Raw genomic sequence first — 16,084 nt, 5'->3', positions numbered from 1 at the left:
CATGTCAGGTGCGCTTGGCCTGGAGCAGGTTGATGCCCGGGTAAGCCTGCGCGCGGATGCCGGACAGCTTCTTGGGGTCCCAGGCGGTCATCAGCTCGGTGTGGACGACGGGGTAGAGGACCGCCTGCTCCGCGATGAGATCCAGATATTTCTGGACCTTCGCGGTCTTGGCTGCCTTGTCGGGCTCTTTGGTGGCCTCGTCCATCTGCGCGAACAGGGACTTGGCGTCCTTGCTCTCGCCCCAGTGGCTGTACTTCATCCACAGGCCGCCGGGCACGAAGTTGTAGCGCATGATCAGGTCGGCGTCCATGCCGAACTGGTTGGGGTTCGAGGCCGCCGCGACCACCTGGTAGTCCTGGAACTGGTCCATCTTGGTGAACAGCGCGGCCGTGTCCTGCGGCTCCAGCGTCGTCTTGACGCCGATCGCCTCCCAGGAGGCGGCGAGGGTCGGCAGGCAGTCGGCGATCCAGCTCACGTTGACGGCCATCAGGTTGATCGTCAGGTTGGTCACGCCCGCCTCTTTGAGCAGGGCCTTGGCCTTCTCCTGGTCGTAGTCGTAGACGACCGAGGCCCGCTTGTGGTCGGGGTGGCCCTCGTTGAGGAAGGAGCTGGAGGCGGTGCCGTGCCCCTTGAGGGCCACGTCGATCAGCTTCTTCTTGTCGATCGCGTAGTGCAGCGCCTGCCGTACGCGGACGTCGTCGAACGGCTTGGTGGCGGTGTTGAACATCAGGAACATGTGGTTCATGCCCGCGCCGCCCTCGACGGTCAGCCCCTGCTGCTTGAGCTGGTCGACGTTGGCGTACGGGATGTTGTCGGCGATCTGCGCCTCGGCCGAGCCGCCGGAGATCTTCGCGACGCGGGCCGCCGCGTCCACGATCGTCAGCCAGTTCATCTTCTTGACGGTGGCCGGGCGCGGCCCGTTGTAGTCGGCGAACGCCTCGAAGGTGGTGTTGCTCTTGGGGTTGTGCGCCGTCTGCTTGTACGGCCCCGAGCCGACGGCCTTGCCGGTCTTGGCCGCGTCCCAGGCGCCGGGCTGGCTGAAGACGTGCTTGGGCATGATCTTGGCGATGGTCAGCCGCGGCGCCGCGTCGGGGAAGGCGAACTTGAAGACCAGCTCCACGTTCTTGTCGTCGATCTTCTTCACTTCCTGGAGCCAGGACCTGAAGAAGTTGCCGGTCAGCACGTTCGCCTGGGGGTCGAGGATGCGCTCGAAGGTGAAGACCACGTCGTCGGCGGTCACCGGCTGGCCGTCGTGCCACTTCGCGCCGTCGCGGAGGGTGAACTTCCACGAGGTGGCGTTCAGGTCCGTGGGCAGCGCGGTCGCCAGGGCCGGGAACGGCTCGCGGGTGATCGGGTCGGTGTCGAGCAGGCCCTCGTACATGTGCTGGATGCCGGCCATCGCGAAGGCCGAGGCCGTCTGCGTCGGGTCCCAGCTCCCGTCGTTGCCATAGCCGATGACCGCGGTGACCAGGTCTTTGTTGGATCCGGCGCCGACCGAACCGGTCGAGGCCGGCCCGCCCGAGCAGGCGGACAGGGTGGACGCGATTAACGCCGCCGCACCCGTGGCCCCGCTGTAGCGCAGGAAGTCACGGCGGCTGAACTCAGAGCTCACGGATGCCTCCTGGAACTGGAACGTAGGACGTCCCATGTCCTATGTTGTGCGTAGGGTGGACGCTATGGGCCGGGCCCGGTTGAGGTCAACAGGAGATTTCCGGAATGTTACCTAAGCGCATACTTAGAAGGGATCATTCATGACCACTGTCCCGCGCTCGCGGCCCAGCCGCGCAGTCGAGGCCCAGGAGGGCGTCAAAGAGCTCATCCTCCAGCGCGGGCTCGTGGCGGGTGATCCCCTGCCCACCGAAACCGAGCTCATGGAAGAGCTCCAGGTCAGCCGCAACTCCGTCCGGGAGGCGCTCAAGGCGCTGCAGGCGGTCGGGATCGTCGACATCCGCCACGGCTTCGGCATGTTCGTGGGCCGGATGTCGCTGGCCGGGCTGGTCGACGAGCTGGCCTTCCACAGCCGCATCACCCTCCAGGACGGCAAGAACCACCTCGCCCACCTCACCGAGATCCGCGAGATCCTGGAGGCCGGCCTGGTCCAGCGGCTCATCGATCTGGGCCCGGAGGCCGACCTGACGCCGGTCGCCGACGTGATGGCGCGCATGGAGAGCGAGGCGCTGGTCGGCGACGTGTCACCGGAGACGGACCGGCTCTTCCACGACCTGCTCTACCGGCCGCTCGGCAACCCGCTGGTCAGCCAGCTGCTCGGGGCGTTCTGGGATGTGTACCACCAGCTGCGCGACCAGCTCGGCGCGCCGGACGAGCCGCCGGCGGACGTGGCCAAGCGGCACCGCGACATCTACGCGGCCGTACAGGCCGGGGACAAGAGCGCGGCGGTCGCGGCGGTCTACGCCCACTTCGACGGCGTCCGCAACCGCCTGGCCCGCCTGCCCACCCGCTTCTCTTGACCGGCCCTTACTCGAACGCCCGGTAGTCGTCTCTCCATTCGGCGAACCAGCGGGCGAACCACGGTGACGCCGCCGCCAGCGGCACGACGTGCGCCACCGTCTCCCGGTGGTATCGCCGCTGGAACTCCACCGGCATCCGGTGCAGTTCCTGGACGTTGCTCACCCGGTCGGCCAGCTTGACGAGTACGGCCTGCTCCGGCGCCCCCGCCAGCGCCCGCAGGTAGGCCGCCTTCACCGCCGCCTTGTCCTGCCCGGGGGCCACGCCGGGCTTGGTCACCCACGCGACCAGCTCGGCGACGTGCTCCCCGAACCGCTCGGCGATCTCCGCGCGCGTGCACGGGGTGTCCTCGACGACGTCGTGCAGCACGATCGCCACCAGTACGTCGGGATCACGCATCTGCGCCCCGATCACCGCGATCTCCAGCGCCTCCAGCAGATGCTCCACGTACGGCACACCGGTCGGCCGCCGCTGATCACCGTGCTGCCGTACGGCGAAGGCCACGGCCCCTTCCAGCGCCTCGACCGTCTCCTCCGGCAGCGCCGCGGCGAGCGGCCGCACGGCGTCCTGCCAGGACTTCCAGCTCGTGAAGACCTCAGTCACGCTCCAGATGCTAGTGGACATAGATAGTTTGACGTCGTACTATCTGCGGTGCGTCTAGTTTGATGTCGAATCAAATTCAGGAGTGACATGCGTACTCTGATCAATAACGTCCGCGTCTTCGACGGCGAGCGGACCATCCCCCGTGCCGATGTGCTGATCGACGGCGACCGCATCGGCGAGCCGGGCGGCCCCGCCGACATCGAGCTCGACGGCACCGGGAAGACCCTGCTCCCCGGCCTGATCGACGCGCACGCGCACGCCTTCGCCGGAGACCTCGCCGAGGCGCTGCGGTTCGGCGTCACCACCGAGCTCGACCTGAACAACCTGCCGCCCCTCCTGGCCGAGCAGCGCCGGTTGGCCGCCGACCGCGACGACGTCGCCGACCTGCGCAGCTCAAGCGTCATCGCCACCGCGCCCGGCGGGCACCCGACCCAGATCATGACCCCCGATGTGCTGAAGATGCTGGGCACGGACGCCACGATCGACACCGTCGCCGACTCCGGCCAGGCCAAGGCGTTCGTGGAGGCCCGGCTGGCGGAGGGCGCCGACTACCTGAAGATCGCGGTCGACGACGGCGCCTCGGGCGGGACGCGGCTGCCCGTGCTCAGCCCGGAGCTGGCCGCCGTCCTGGTCGAAGCGGCGCACGCCGCCGGGATCAAGGCCATCGCGCACACGGTCACCGCGCGGGAGGCGATGATCGCCCTGGACGTGGGCGTCGACGGGCTGGCGCACCTGTACGCCGACACCGGTCCCGGCGAGGCCGAGGAGATGGCCGTCCGGATCGCGGCGTACGACGCGTTCGTCATCAGCACGATCACGTACATGGAGGCCGTCACCGGCGATCCCGGGGGCACGGAGCTCCTGCGTGACCCGCGGGTCGCGGCCCGGATGTCGGAGCGGTCGAAGGCCACCTTCAACCGGGAGTACAGCGACATCCCCCTGCACTCCGAAGGCGTGACGAACGCCTCGCACGCGGCCCTGGCTCTCTTCCGCGCCGGGGTACCGCTGCTGGCGGGCACCGACTGCACCCCGTTCGGGCCGCCGCACGGCGCCGGCCTGCACCACGAGCTGTTGCTGCTGACCGAGGCCGGACTGACGCCGGCGGAGGCGCTCGCGGCGGCCACCAGCCTCCCGGCCCGCCACTTCGGGCTCTCCGACCGGGGCAGGATCGCCCCGGGCCTCCGCGCCGACCTGCTGCTCGTCGACGGCGACCCGACCCGGGACATCACCGACACCCGCGCCATCGCCGACATCTGGCGGTGCGGCGTACGACAGACCCAGACCTCGGCCTGACCCCCCGGGCTATTTCGCGCGCTGGGCGATCAGCAGCTCCAGGCCGTCGAAGATGCGGTTCAGCCCGAAGTCGAGCGCGTCGTCCTGGGCGGACCCGGCGGCGGCGGACGCGACGGCGGTCGTGAGGGCGGGGAATCGCTCGCCGTGCACCTCCAGCAGCTCGACCAGAACCGAGATCAGCTTCTCCTCGGTGCCGCCCGCCCGCACGCCCGCCGGCGTCACCGTGGTCAGCGCCTGCTGCGCGAGGTTGCGAACGTGACCCGTCACGAGGACGACCGCGTCCAGCTGCTCGGCCCCGTCGAGCCCGGTCGGGGCGAGCGCCTCGACGGCGTACTCCAGCCAGCCGAGCTCGTTGGGGCCGACCGCCCGCTGGCCCACGGTGACCTGGAGCAGCCAAGGGTGCTGCTGGAGGACCGCCCAGAACCGCCCCGCCCACTCCCTCAGCTTGGCCCGCCAGTCCCCCTCGCCCAGGGCGGACGGCTCCCCCAGAGCCGTGTCGATCATGAAGGCGATCAGCTCGGTCTTGCCGGGAAAGTACCGGTACAGCGACATCTTCGTGAAGTCGAGGTCGGCGGCGACCCGTTGCATGGAGACCATCGCGAGCCCTTCGGCGTCGGCGATGTCGATGGCCGCCCGCGCGATGCGTTCGGGGCTGAGCGCGGGCTTGGGCCCCCGGGTCGGCCGGCCGACCGCCCCCCAGAGCAGCCCCAGGGCGCTCGCCTGATCCCTGGGCCCCGACTCGCCGTCCTTCTTCGCCGCCATCCCAGCTCCCCTTCGCATTGCGCCATTCTGAAACTGTGTCTATCGTACACCGCGTGTCCGTCGGACACAGTTATCGAAAGGCGCCCCCTATGCCCATCTCCAACGCCCGAAAGTGGGGCACGCTGGTCATCGCCTGCCTTGTCGCGGTGATCCCCAACATCGACATGACCGCCCTGAACCTGGCCATCCCCAACCTCAACCACGACCTGCGCCCCTCGGCCACCCAGATCCTGTGGATCGCCGACGCGTACGGCTTCGCGCTGGCCGCCCTGCTGGTCACGATGGGCGGGATCGGCGACCGCATCGGCCACAAGAAGCTGCTGCTCATCGGCGCCGTGGGGTTCGCCGCCGCCTCCGCGCTGACCGCGTTCACCCCGAACGCGGAGCTGCTGATCGCGGCGCGAGCGCTGCTCGGCGTCGCGGGGGCCACGCTCATGCCGTCCGCGCTGTCCCTCATCCGCCGGGTGTTCACCGAGCCGAAGGAGCGTACGGCGGCGATCGGGATCTTCAGCGCGGTCGGCGGGCTCGCGGTCGGGCTCGGCCCGGTACTCGGCGGCGCGCTGCTGACGCACTTCTGGTGGGGCGCGGTGTTCCTGATCAACGTGCCGATCATGGCCGTGGCGTTCGTCGCCGGGCTGGTCGTGCTGCCCGAGGCGCGCAACCCCCGGCCCGGCCGCCTCGACCTGCTCAGCGTGCCGCTGTCCGCCGTCGGCGTGCTGGGCATCGTGTACGGGGTCAAGGAGGCCGCCCTGTACGGCCTCGCCGAGGCGCACGTCGTCATCTCCGTCGTCGTCGGCGTCGCCGGGCTGGTCCTGTTCCTGATGCGGCAGGCCAGGGCGGCGGACCCGCTCATCGACATCAGCCTCTTCAGGCGGGCCGCGTTCACCGGCTCGATCAGCACGAACCTCTTCGCGATGTTCGCCCTGGTCGCCCAGTCGCTGATCTTCTCCCAGTACTTCCAGCTCGTCCTCGGCTGGACGCCGCTGACCTCGGGCCTGGCCGGGCTGCCCGCCGCCCTGGCCTCGATGGTCGGCGGGGGTGTTCTCGCACCGGTCCTGATCAACGCGCTCGGCCGGGCCCGCGCCGTCGCCGTCGGCCTGATCGTCGCCGCGGCGGCCTACTCACTGTTCCTGCTGGCCGGCGTGGAGTCGAACTACCCGGTGCTGCTGATTCCGATGCTCCTTTCCGGCGGCTCCATGGGTCTGGCCCTCACCATCACCAATGACACGGTGCTGGCCTCGGTGCCGAAGGAACGCTCCGGAGCCGCCTCGGCCATCTCCGAGACCGCAACCGAGCTCGGCGGCGCACTGGGCATGGCCATACTCGGCAGCATCCTCAACGCCGTCTACCGCGCCACCCTCGAAGCCCCCGCTGGACTCACCGCCGAGGCTCGGAGCGCGGCCGGCGACTCCCTCGGCGCCGCGCTGCAGGTCGCCGCCAAGCTGCCTGGAACGCTCGCGGGGCAGCTCACCACGGCCGCCAGGGACGCCTTCGTGAACGGCATGCACGTCGCCCTGCTCGGCAGCGCCTGCTTCGCCGCCCTGGTGGCGATCGCGGCCCTCGTCACATTGCGCCAGGTGCCCAAGGTCATCGACGACCGAGAACCGGCCGTCGCCACCCACTGACCTCGTACAGAACAGGTCGATAATCGCTGCCATGTGGTTCGGTGTCCTGGGCGCGGTGGAGGTGCGGTCCGACGACGGCGGGCTGATGACCGTCGGCGGCCCGCGCGTACGTTCGCTGCTGGCGATGCTGCTGCTGGACGCGGGCCAGGAGGTGAGCGTGCGGCTGCTCGTCGAGGGCCTGTACGGCCGGAGCGATTCCGCGCACGCGCTGCAGACCCAGGTGTCCCGCCTGCGCCGCGGGCTCCGGGCGGCGGGTGGCGAGCTGGTCGAGTTCGGTCCCGCCGGTTATCGGCTGGCGGTCGATCCCGAGGACGTCGACGTTCACCGGTTCGAGCGGCTCGCCGCCGAGGGACGGCGGGCGCTCACGGCCGGGGACCACGCCAAGGCCGCGTCGTCGACACGGGCGGCCCTGGACCTGTGGCGGGGACCGGCGCTGAACGACGTCATGACCGCGCCCTTCGCCGAGCCGCAGGCCGCCCGCCTGGAGGAGTTGCGGATCGCCGCGCTCGAAGACCACATCGAGGCGCGGCTGGGCCTGGGAGAGCACCATCACCTGGCGGCGGAACTGCCGGGGATCATGGCCGCGCATCCGCTGCGGGAACGCCTGCGCGGGCAGCTCATGCGCGCGCTGTACGGGAGTGGCCGCCAAGCGGAGGCGCTCGAAGTGTACGAGGACGCACGGCGGACACTGGCCGGCGAGCTCGGCGTCGATCCTTCCCCGGAGCTGCAGAACATCCACCTTGCGGTGGTCCGCGCCGAACGCACGCTCGCCGAGGTCCCGCGAGCCAGGGTCCCCGCTCAGCTCACCAGTTTCGTGGGGCGTGGGGAGGAGCTCGGACGGGTCGGCGAGCTCCTCAGAAGGGGCCGGCTGATCACGCTCACCGGGCCGGGCGGCGTCGGGAAGACCCGGCTGGCCATCGAGGCGGCCGCGCGGGAGCCGGGAGAGGTGCGATTCGTCGACCTGGCCCCGGTCTCCGACGTCGCGCGAGCCCTGATCGGCGCGCTGGGCCTGCGGGAAGCCGGGCTGGTGCCATCGCTGTCCGGTCCGCTCGACGCAGTCGACCGGCTGGTCGCGGGGCTGGCCGGGCAACGGCTGCTGCTCATCCTGGACAACTGCGAGCACGTCCTGGACGAGGTCGCCCGGCTCGCCCGCCACCTGCTGGCCGCCTGCCGTGGCCTGCGGATCCTGGTCACCAGCAGGGAGCGGCTCGATGTCACCGGTGAGACGCTGTGCCAGGTCGCGCCCCTCGCCGTCCCGCTGCCCGAGGCCGCGGTCTCGGACGGGTTCGGCCTTCCGGCGGTGCGGCTGTTCGCCGACCGGGCCGCCGCCGTCCGTCCCGGTTTCGCGGTCGGCGACGCCAACATCTCCCTGGTGCTCCGCGTCTGCCGGACGCTCGACGGGCTGCCGCTGGCGATCGAGCTCGCCGCCGCCCGGCTGCGTTCGCTGACACTCGACGACGTCGCGGTACGGCTCGACGACCGGTTCGGGCTGCTGTCCCGCGGCGACCGTACGGCGGCGCCCCGGCATCAGACCCTCCGTTCGGTCGTGGCCTGGAGCTGGGACCTGCTCAGCCGGGACGAGCAGGCGCTGGCGGCGCGGCTGACGGTGTTCAGCGACGGCGCCACTCTCCACGCGGCCTCGCAGGTCTGCGGGCTGCCCGATGCCGAGGTCGTCGAACGGCTGGCCGACCTCGTCGACAAATCCCTGGTCGAGACCGGCGACGGACGCTACCGCATGCTGGAGACGGTCCGCGAGTTCTGCGCCGAACGGCTCGCTAGCACCGGGGAAGGCGAGCGGCTGCGGGCGGCGCACGCGGCGTACTTCCTCGACCTGGCCCGGACCGCCGAACCCCACCTGCGCGGCCCGGACCAGCTGCACTGGCTGGCCAGGCTCGACGCCGAGCGCGGCAATCTCGACGCCGCGCTGCGCTGGGCCGTACGCGCCGACCCGATGCGCGCCGTCCAGCTGATCACCGCCCTGTCGTGGCACGGGCAGTTGCGGGGACTGAGCGGCGGACGCGGCCCGATGGCCGCCGAACTCCTCAAGGTGATCGGCTCCCCTCCTCCCGCCGGTCTGGAGGAGGAGTACACCCTGTGCCTCGCGCACGCGGCGGCGGCGTGCGGCGGCTACGACCGCGAACTACGCCTGTGGCTGGACCGCCTGCCGTCGACCCTGACCTCGGCCGGGCCGCGATACCCGTTCCTGGCCGTACTCCGGTTCATGGTGCTCGGACCTCGCCAGGACGAGGTGTTCGGGTCCGATCCGTGGTCCCGGGCCTTCGCCCGGTTGGCAGCGGGCACCAGGGGGCTGCTCGACGGAGATCAGGCAGCGGCGGAGCGGGCGTTCCGCGCGGCGCTCGGCGGCTTCCGCGCGGTCGGCGACCGCTGGGGAATCGCGACGGCGCTGGACCACCTGGCCTGGCTCACCGGCTCGCAAGGGGACGAAGCGGCTTTCGTACCGCTGATGGCTGAGGCCCTGGACTTGGCGGGCCAGTTGGGCGCGGTGGAGGACATGACACGGATGCTCGTCAGGAACGCCGACGCGCTGGCCACGGCCGGCCGGCCCGCCGCCGCGCGGGCGGACTACGAGCGGGCCGCCGAGCTCGCCCGCGGGACCGGCCTGCCCGAGGCGCAGGCGGACGCGCAGCGAGGGCTCGCCGACCTCGCGCGTCTGGACGGCGACCTCGCCCGGGCCCGCGAGCTGTACGAGCTGGCGATGGACGGGTGCGAACGGGAGTCGATGAGCACCCGATGGACGCGGTGGCAGATCCTCTTCGGGCTGAGCCGGATCGCCCAGAGCGAGAACGACGCCCGCCTGGCGCAGTCGTACAGCCACCAGGCCCTCACCGCCGCACTCGTTCACGGGAACCTGCCGGCCGCGACCATCGCGGCGGAAGCCATGGCCGCGGCCTTTCTCGGCCCGCCGCGAGCGTGACTGCCAGCGGATGGAGAGCGTTCGGTGAGTGGCCGCGTCGAGGGTGGGGGCACACACCGATCACTGACTGACTGGAGTTCACCTTGCCGAACCTCACCGGAAAGACCGCGCTGGTCACGGGCGCATCGCGGGGCATGGGCCGCGCCATCGCCCAGCGCCTGGCCGCCGACGGCGCCCGGGTGGCCGTCCACTACGCCACCAGCGTCGACGCGGCCAAGGAGACGGTGTCCGCGATCGAACGGTCCGGCGGCAGCGCCTTCCCGATCCAGGCCGAGTTCGGCGTCCCGGGCGACGTGGACGCGCTCGTGACGGGCCTGGGCGGGCAGCCGCTGGACATCCTGGTCAACAACGCCGCCTGCGGGAACCTGGACACGCTGTTCGCCGGCTCGATCGACCGGCTGACGCCGCGGCAGTTCGACGAGGTCTTCGCGATCAACGTCAAGACGCCCTTCTTCCTCGTCCAGGCCGTACTGCCGCTGCTGCGCGACGGCGGGCGCGTCATCAACATCTCCTCGCCGTCCACCCGGATCGCGATGTCCACCCAGATCGCCTACGCGATGAGCAAGGGCGCTGTGGAGGTCATGACCCGAACGTTGGCCAACACCCTCGGCGCACGCGGCATCACGGTGAACGCGGTGGTCCCTGGCGCGACCGACACCAACGTGAACGACGCCCTGCACGCCCCGGAGACCAGGGCCGCCATAACGTCGATCACCGCACTAGGCCGGATAGGCCGACCGGCCGACATCGCCGACGCCGTCGCCTTCCTCGCCTCGGACGACGCCCGCTGGATCACCGCGAACGTCCTGGACGCCACCGGCGGCATGTTCCTCGGTCCGCTCGGATAATGGAAGAAGCCCCAGCTCACATACATGAGCTGGGGCTTCCTTGTGGGTGCGCCGCCAGGGACTCGAACCCCGGACCCGCTGATTAAGAGTCAGCTGCTCTAACCAACTGAGCTAGCGGCGCCCGCAACAGAAGTAACTGTAGCAGCCGCCACGCACCCCCCAGCACATCATCCGAGCCGCTCCCCCAGCCCCTCGTACGCCCCCAGAACCATGTCCCAGAACCGCTTCACGTCCAGCGACGTCGCCACCTGGGCGTTGGGCCGGCCGTCGCGGAGTTTGAAGTCCGTGACGGTCATCCCCGAGGTGTACCGCCCGGCCGTCTCCACGTTCACCCGTGCCGGTACGCAGGTGAACAGCGAAGGGTCGATCACGTACGCCACGGCACACGCGTCATGGATGGCCGGTCCGCCGTCCGCCGTGACCAGGCCATAGAACTGCGCGGCGGGCACCAGGAGCTCGGACAGACGGCCGAGTGGGCGCATCCGGTCCAGGAGTTCGCTGGTCACCATGGCCGTGAGGGTCACGTCGAGGCCGAGCATCTTCACCGTCCAGCCGGCGTCGAAGGCGATCGCCGCCGCCTCCGGGTCGGCCAGCATGTTGAACTCCGCCGCGGGATTGGTGTTGCCGCGGGTGAAGGAGCCGCCCATGATCACGAAGTCGCGGGCCCACTCCACGACGCGTGGCTCCCGGCGTACGGCCAGCGCGATGTTGGTCAGTGGGCCGATGGCGACCAGGGTGATCTCGCCCGGCGCGGCCCGCAGGGTCTCCACGATGAAGTCCACCGCGTGGCCGTCGGAAACGGGGCGGGTGGCCGGTGGGAGGACGGCGTCGCCCAGGCCGGACAGGCCGTGGACGTCGGCGGCGCGGACCGTGTCGCGCACCAGCGCGCCCGCGCTGCCCGGAACGACCGGAACGTCGCCGAGGTCGAGGAACTCCCTGAGTGCCAGCGCGTTGGCCGTGGTCAGCGCGAGGTCGACGTTGCCGCCGACCGTGGTGATGCCGACCAGCTCCAGGGCCGGGGTGCCCGCCACCAGCGCCAGGGCGAGCGCGTCGTCGATGCCGGGATCGCAGTCAATGAGGACCTTTGTCACAGAACCGAACAATACGCATGAATCGGGGCCGGACAGTCCCCCAACTGTCCGGCCCCGACCGAGGGCGGTCCAGGCCGGCGATTTCCCCCAAAAACGCCGGCGGTCCCGCACTGCGAACAGCGGTCCCCCTCCGCGTCCGCTTCGGTAAAAGTCTGCAAGTCAGTCGCAGGACTCTTGACCTGCCTCGACACTACCGAGGCGAATGCAACGAACGTGCCATAGCGGGGTCGAATGTCCGCCTAATCCGGCTAAGGGATCTCCAAACGGACCTCCGTCCCTTCCTGGAGGGAACGGCTGACCGTGCAGTACTTCGCGTGCACCCGATCGGCCACCGCCCGGAAGACCTCATCCGCCTGCTCGGACGGGACTTCGACGTCATAGGTCACCGTGACGGGACCCAGCAGGTTCGGCTCGATCTTCTCCGATTCGACGGTCATCGCCAGGCGGATCAGCCTTTGCCCGCGCTTGGCGGTCAGCGGCTCCACCGTCACGATGTTGCACCCACCCACCGCCGCGAGCAGCAGCTCGACGGGCGTGAACACGCCCTCCTCCTCGCCGCCTCCGATCCGCACCTCCGCGCCACGGGCGTTCGTGGCCCGGAAGCCGCCATCTTCGGTCCGCTCAACTCGTACGTTAGCCATGTTTCAGACACTACTCAGACGCCTCTCATGTTCGGCGCGCATCGTCTATCCCATGGCTAGCGAGGCAAAGGCGAATCAGCCTCTCATCGTGTTCTGGTGCGGTGTCGCGGTCGCCGAGTTCGGTGCGATCCAGCCGGGGTTCGGGTACCCGTGGCATCTCTCCGCGTGGGCCGTCGCCGGGTTGCTGGTGGCGCTCGGGCTGCTGTCGGTCAAGGTGCCGGAGATCCTCCGGTCGGAGCAGGCCAGGCAGCGCCTGCGCCTGGCCGGATACGTGGTGGGCACGGTGCTGGTGACACACCAGCTCAGCTCCACCGCGTACGTGACCACCGCGAGCCGCGCCGGCTCACTCCTCCTGTACGGCATCGCGGCCGTGATGGCCGTCTGGCACCACGCCGTACGGGCCACGACCAGAGGCTCCCTGCTCATCGTCGCCGACCTCGAACCCGCCGGGCTGCGCGACCTGCTCGCCACCCACACGGGCGACACGGTGACCGTCTACCGGACCGACCGGGTGACCGACGAGCTACGCGAGCTGGAGGCCGAGCACGGCCTGGTGGTCGTCGCCGGCCGGGAACACGACCCCCGGGCCAAGGAGCGGCTCAGCGCCTCGGGGCTGAGCCGTCAGGTGCCCGACATCGCCGAACGCACGGTGATCGTCGCCGGCCCGCGGCCCTTCCAGCGGTACGTCCGGGGCGCCCTCACCCGCTTGTCCGTACCGAAGGCGCAGGTCAGGACAACTCGCTTCAAACGTAGGCCGTTCGTTTAACAAGGCATTACGCGCGCCGTGGGACGGTTGCTGCGAACAAGGAGGCAAGGTGACGACTTTCCCCGGAAGCGCCCGTGTCGAGATGGTCATGGGCATACCCGTCAGCGTGGATATCCGTACGGCCCTGCCGCGGCGGGAGCTGGCTCCCGTACTCGACGACGCCTTCGCCTGGCTGCGCTGGGTGGACGAGACGTTCAACCCCGCCAGGGAGGACAGCCAGATCAGCCGGCTGAACCGCGGCGGGACGATCAGGCAGATCCCGGAGCTCATCGAGGTGCTGCACCGCTGCGACGAGCTCAGCGAGGCCACCGGCGGCTGGTTCGAATCCCGGATCAACGGCGTCATCGACACCTCGGGCTACATCAAGGGCTGGGCGCTCGAACGGCTCTCCCGCGCGCTGGCCAGCGCGGGCGCCGTCGATCACCGCATCACCGCCGGCGGGGACATCAGGGTGCGCGGCTCGGCCGCCCCCGGCAAGCGCTGGCACATCAGCGTCCGTGACCCGCGCACCGGCCTGGTACGCAAAGTCGTCTTCACCCACGACATGGGCATCGCCACCTCGGGCGGCGCGAACGTCGTCGACCCGCGCACCGGCGTCAAGCAGGACAAGCTCGGCTCGGTCACCGTGCTCGGCCCCGACCTGGGCGCCGCCGACGCCTACGCCACCGCGATGTACGCCATGGGCCCGGTGCTGGCCAGGCGCTTCGCCATGGAACTCGCGGAGGCCGAGGAGTACCAGACCATGATCATCAGCCGTGACGGGCAGGAGATCAGCACGCCCGGCTTCGCCCACTACGGCGCCGAAACCCAGCTGGCGGGCTGACGCGCGGGTCAGGCGCGGTCAGGCACAGGTCAGGCGTCGGGATGTTTGCTCAGGTATTCGAGGTAAACCGGTCGCAGCGCCTCGCCGAGCTCACCCTCGCCCGCCGCGAGGGCATCGCTGAGCAGTGCGGACACCCGGCTGAGGTCGTTGGCGGTTTCTGTGTCGTGACCGCTGGCGGCCTCCGCCGCCGGGATCACCCTCAGCAGGTTCCACAGGAAACCCAGATCGCCGTGGCGCACGGCATAACTGACGGCTCGGTCGTGCAATTCACTGGCCGACAGCGATTCGAAACCCTCGGACTCCATCTCGCTCCCCTCCCCCGCACGTCTCTGCCCATCGTTGCCCATCGATAACGCCTATCACAGTGCGTGGCCGGAATGCACATATCCGGTCATCACGGTGAGCCTCTATCGGACCACCGATGGGTAATGGGAGGATCAACCAGCGTGAGATTCATCATCAGAACCCTGGCGGCCGCGGTCGCCCTCTGGGTAGCCATCCAGTTCATCGATGGCATCCAGATCACCGGCCCCCAGAACACCCCCACCTACTGGGGCACCCTGCTCATCGTCGCCCTGATCTTCGGCCTCATCAACGCCATCGTGAAGCCGATCGTCAAGGGGCTCGGCTGTGCCCTGATCGTGCTGACGCTGGGGTTGTTCCTCCTCGTCATCAACGCGGCCATGCTGCTCCTGACGAGCTGGATCTCCGGCCAGCTCGACATCCCCTTCCATGTCAGCAACTTCTATCCGGCCGCCTTCTGGGGCGCGATCATCATCAGCGTGGTCAGCTGGCTGCTCGGCCTGTTCATCCCCGACAACGACTGAGCTCGATGGAACTCCACGGTGCCGGTCTGACCTGCGCGCAGGTCCACACGGTGGCGTACGGCACGGCCCGGGTCACGATCGCCTCACTGGATCGGGCCCGGGCGGCGTGGGGGGCGGTCCAGGAGCTGACCGGGCCCGTCTACGGGCAGAGCACCGGAGTCGGGGCCAACAAGGACGTGGGTGTGGCGGGCGGCGGGCTCGACCTGCTGCGCAGCCACGCGGGCGGGGCGGGGCCACTCCTCGCGCCCGAGCGGGCCAGGGCGATGCTGGCGGTGCGGCTCAACCAGCTGCTGGCGGGCGGCTCGGGCGTCGATCCGGGCGTGCTGCCGGTGCTGGCGGGGGCGATCAACGACGGCTTCACTCCCCCGATCCGCACCTACGGCGCCATCGGGACCGGCGATCTGACGGCTCTCGCCACCACCGCGCTGTGTCTCCTGGGGGAGATGTCCTGGCAGGGGCCGACTGCGGGCGGGCCCCGATATCCGCTGGCGTCCGGTGACGCGTTGCCGTTCATCAGCTCCGGGGCCGCGACGCTGGCCGACGCCGCCATCGCCGTGCACCGGCTGCGTGTCCTGCTGGAGGCCGCCGTCGACGTGGCGGCGTTGAGCTTCGTCGCGGTGTCCGCCTCGGCCGAGCCGCTGGCCGCCGTCGTACAGGAGGTCCGGCCGCAGCCCGGCCAGGCCGCGGCGGCCGCCCGTCTGCGCGGGCTGCTCTCGCGGGAGTTCGCCGCCCGCCTCCAGGACCCGTACGGCTACCGCGCCTTCGCCCAGGTGCACGGCGCCGCGCTGGACGCGCTCGACCGCGCCGAGCGGGCCGTCGAGACCGACCTGAACGCCGCCGCCGAGAACCCGCTCATCGCCGACTCGCTGGCCTGGCACAACGGCAACTTCCACTCGGCCCCGGTCGCGCTGGCGCTCGACGCGCTGCGCGCGGCGCTGGTGCCGACGGCCCAGCTCAGCACGGCCCGGCTGGCCACGCTCATGGAGCCCGCCTACACGGGGCGGCTGCCGTTCCTGGCGGCGCGGCCGGGCGGGTCGGGGGCGATGATCCTGGAGTATGTGGCCCAGGACGCGCTGGCCGAGCTACGCCACCTCGCGAACCCGGTCACGGCCGGGACCGCCGTCATCTCCCGGGGGACCGAGGACCACGCGGGCTTCGCGACGCAGGCCGCGCGCTACGCGCTGCGCTGCGTGGAGCCACTGGAGATCGTGCTCGCCTGCGAGCGCCTGGCCGCCACCAGAGCCCCCGATGTCCCCGACCGTCCCCTTACGGATGATCTGGACGCCACGCGTGCGCTGATCTCCAACAATTTCCATCTTGTACGGCAAGCCGTGGGCACCCGCCACCCGCCGCACCGGGCTGAGGGCCTCCAGGAGGACGGCCGCTGACCCGCACGGGGACCCC

15 protein-coding genes and 1 tRNA gene are annotated in these 16,084 nt (G+C 70.4%); 9 read left to right on the top strand and 7 right to left on the bottom strand.

All coding sequences use genetic code 11. From position 1 onward, the window contains the following. Positions 1–4: 4 nt before the first annotated feature. Positions 5–1,612: an ABC transporter substrate-binding protein gene (locus KME78_RS17895; RefSeq protein WP_219530207.1), complete on the bottom strand. Its 1,608-nt coding sequence runs from the start codon at positions 1,610–1,612 to the stop codon at positions 5–7. A 139-nt stretch (positions 1,613–1,751) separates the two neighbouring features. On the opposite strand from KME78_RS17895, the gene KME78_RS17890 reads away from it, so the two are divergent. After that, on the top strand, positions 1,752–2,468 hold the full coding sequence (locus KME78_RS17890) for a FadR/GntR family transcriptional regulator (RefSeq protein WP_219530206.1): 717 nt from the start codon (positions 1,752–1,754) through the stop codon (positions 2,466–2,468). A 7-nt stretch (positions 2,469–2,475) separates the two neighbouring features. Here the strand turns inward: KME78_RS17890 and KME78_RS17885 are convergent, their stop codons facing one another. Beyond that, on the bottom strand, positions 2,476–3,069 hold the full coding sequence (locus tag KME78_RS17885) for an HD domain-containing protein (protein WP_308126997.1): 594 nt from the start codon (positions 3,067–3,069) through the stop codon (positions 2,476–2,478). A gap of 87 nt (positions 3,070–3,156) precedes the next feature. Here KME78_RS17885 and KME78_RS17880 point away from each other — a divergent pair, with 87 nt between their 5' ends. After that, positions 3,157–4,362: an amidohydrolase family protein gene (locus KME78_RS17880; RefSeq protein ID WP_219530204.1), complete on the top strand. Its 1,206-nt coding sequence runs from the start codon at positions 3,157–3,159 to the stop codon at positions 4,360–4,362. Positions 4,363–4,371: 9 nt separating this feature from the next. On the opposite strand, the gene KME78_RS17875 is transcribed toward KME78_RS17880, so the two are convergent. After that, positions 4,372–5,124, bottom strand: coding sequence for a TetR/AcrR family transcriptional regulator (locus tag KME78_RS17875; RefSeq protein ID WP_219530203.1), 753 nt, complete (start codon positions 5,122–5,124; stop codon positions 4,372–4,374). Between the two features lie 89 nt (positions 5,125–5,213). Here KME78_RS17875 and KME78_RS17870 point away from each other — a divergent pair, with 89 nt between their 5' ends. From KME78_RS17870 to KME78_RS17860, 3 genes are all read left to right on the top strand, one after another. Then, positions 5,214–6,749: an MFS transporter gene (locus KME78_RS17870; protein WP_219530202.1), complete on the top strand. Its 1,536-nt coding sequence runs from the start codon at positions 5,214–5,216 to the stop codon at positions 6,747–6,749. 31 nt (positions 6,750–6,780) lie between these two features. Further along, the gene (locus KME78_RS17865; RefSeq protein WP_219530201.1) at positions 6,781–9,684 is read left to right on the top strand and encodes an ATP-binding protein; all 2,904 of its coding nucleotides are present in this window, start codon (positions 6,781–6,783) and stop codon (positions 9,682–9,684) included. A gap of 83 nt (positions 9,685–9,767) precedes the next feature. After that, positions 9,768–10,532 carry an SDR family NAD(P)-dependent oxidoreductase gene (locus KME78_RS17860; RefSeq protein ID WP_219530200.1) on the top strand — a complete coding sequence of 255 codons (765 nt, stop codon included), beginning with the start codon at positions 9,768–9,770 and terminating at the stop codon, positions 10,530–10,532. Positions 10,533–10,579: 47 nt separating this feature from the next. Here the strand turns inward: KME78_RS17860 and KME78_RS17855 are convergent. The 3 genes from KME78_RS17855 to KME78_RS17845 all read right to left on the bottom strand — a co-directional run bounded on the left by KME78_RS17855 (position 10,580) and on the right by KME78_RS17845 (position 12,264). Then, positions 10,580–10,653: transfer RNA gene (locus KME78_RS17855), tRNA-Lys, on the bottom strand. Between the two features lie 46 nt (positions 10,654–10,699). Further along, a complete protein-coding gene (locus KME78_RS17850; RefSeq protein ID WP_219530199.1) occupies positions 10,700–11,623 on the bottom strand; it encodes a nucleoside hydrolase in 924 nt (307 codons plus the stop codon). Positions 11,624–11,871: 248 nt separating this feature from the next. Continuing rightward, positions 11,872–12,264: an OsmC family protein gene (locus KME78_RS17845; RefSeq protein ID WP_219530198.1), complete on the bottom strand. Its 393-nt coding sequence runs from the start codon at positions 12,262–12,264 to the stop codon at positions 11,872–11,874. A gap of 52 nt (positions 12,265–12,316) precedes the next feature. Between KME78_RS17845 and KME78_RS17840 the strand changes: the two genes are divergently transcribed. Next, positions 12,317–13,030 carry a ferredoxin reductase domain-containing protein gene (locus KME78_RS17840; RefSeq protein ID WP_219530197.1) on the top strand — a complete coding sequence of 238 codons (714 nt, stop codon included), beginning with the start codon at positions 12,317–12,319 and terminating at the stop codon, positions 13,028–13,030. A gap of 49 nt (positions 13,031–13,079) precedes the next feature. Beyond that, positions 13,080–13,853, top strand: a complete 774-nt coding sequence (locus KME78_RS17835) for an FAD:protein FMN transferase (protein ID WP_219530196.1) — start codon at positions 13,080–13,082, stop codon at positions 13,851–13,853. 29 nt (positions 13,854–13,882) lie between these two features. On the opposite strand, the gene KME78_RS17830 is transcribed toward KME78_RS17835, so the two are convergent. After that, the gene (locus tag KME78_RS17830; protein WP_214637009.1) at positions 13,883–14,158 is read right to left on the bottom strand and encodes a hypothetical protein; all 276 of its coding nucleotides are present in this window, start codon (positions 14,156–14,158) and stop codon (positions 13,883–13,885) included. A gap of 141 nt (positions 14,159–14,299) precedes the next feature. Between KME78_RS17830 and KME78_RS17825 the strand changes: the two genes are divergently transcribed. Together KME78_RS17825 and KME78_RS17820 are read left to right on the top strand one after the other, a co-directional pair. Beyond that, positions 14,300–14,680 carry a phage holin family protein gene (locus KME78_RS17825; protein ID WP_219530195.1) on the top strand — a complete coding sequence of 127 codons (381 nt, stop codon included), beginning with the start codon at positions 14,300–14,302 and terminating at the stop codon, positions 14,678–14,680. Positions 14,681–14,685: 5 nt separating this feature from the next. After that, complete coding sequence (locus tag KME78_RS17820) at positions 14,686–16,068, top strand: aromatic amino acid ammonia-lyase (protein ID WP_219530194.1); 1,383 nt, start codon at positions 14,686–14,688, stop codon at positions 16,066–16,068. The last annotated feature ends 16 nt before the right edge of the window (positions 16,069–16,084 follow it).

Source organism: Nonomuraea guangzhouensis, from assembly GCF_019396345.1.
In the GTDB taxonomy this organism is placed as follows: Bacteria; Actinomycetota; Actinomycetes; order Streptosporangiales; family Streptosporangiaceae; genus Nonomuraea; species Nonomuraea guangzhouensis.
The sequence above is the reverse complement of the archived record's forward strand: the minus strand, read 5'-3'. Positions and strand labels throughout refer to the sequence as shown.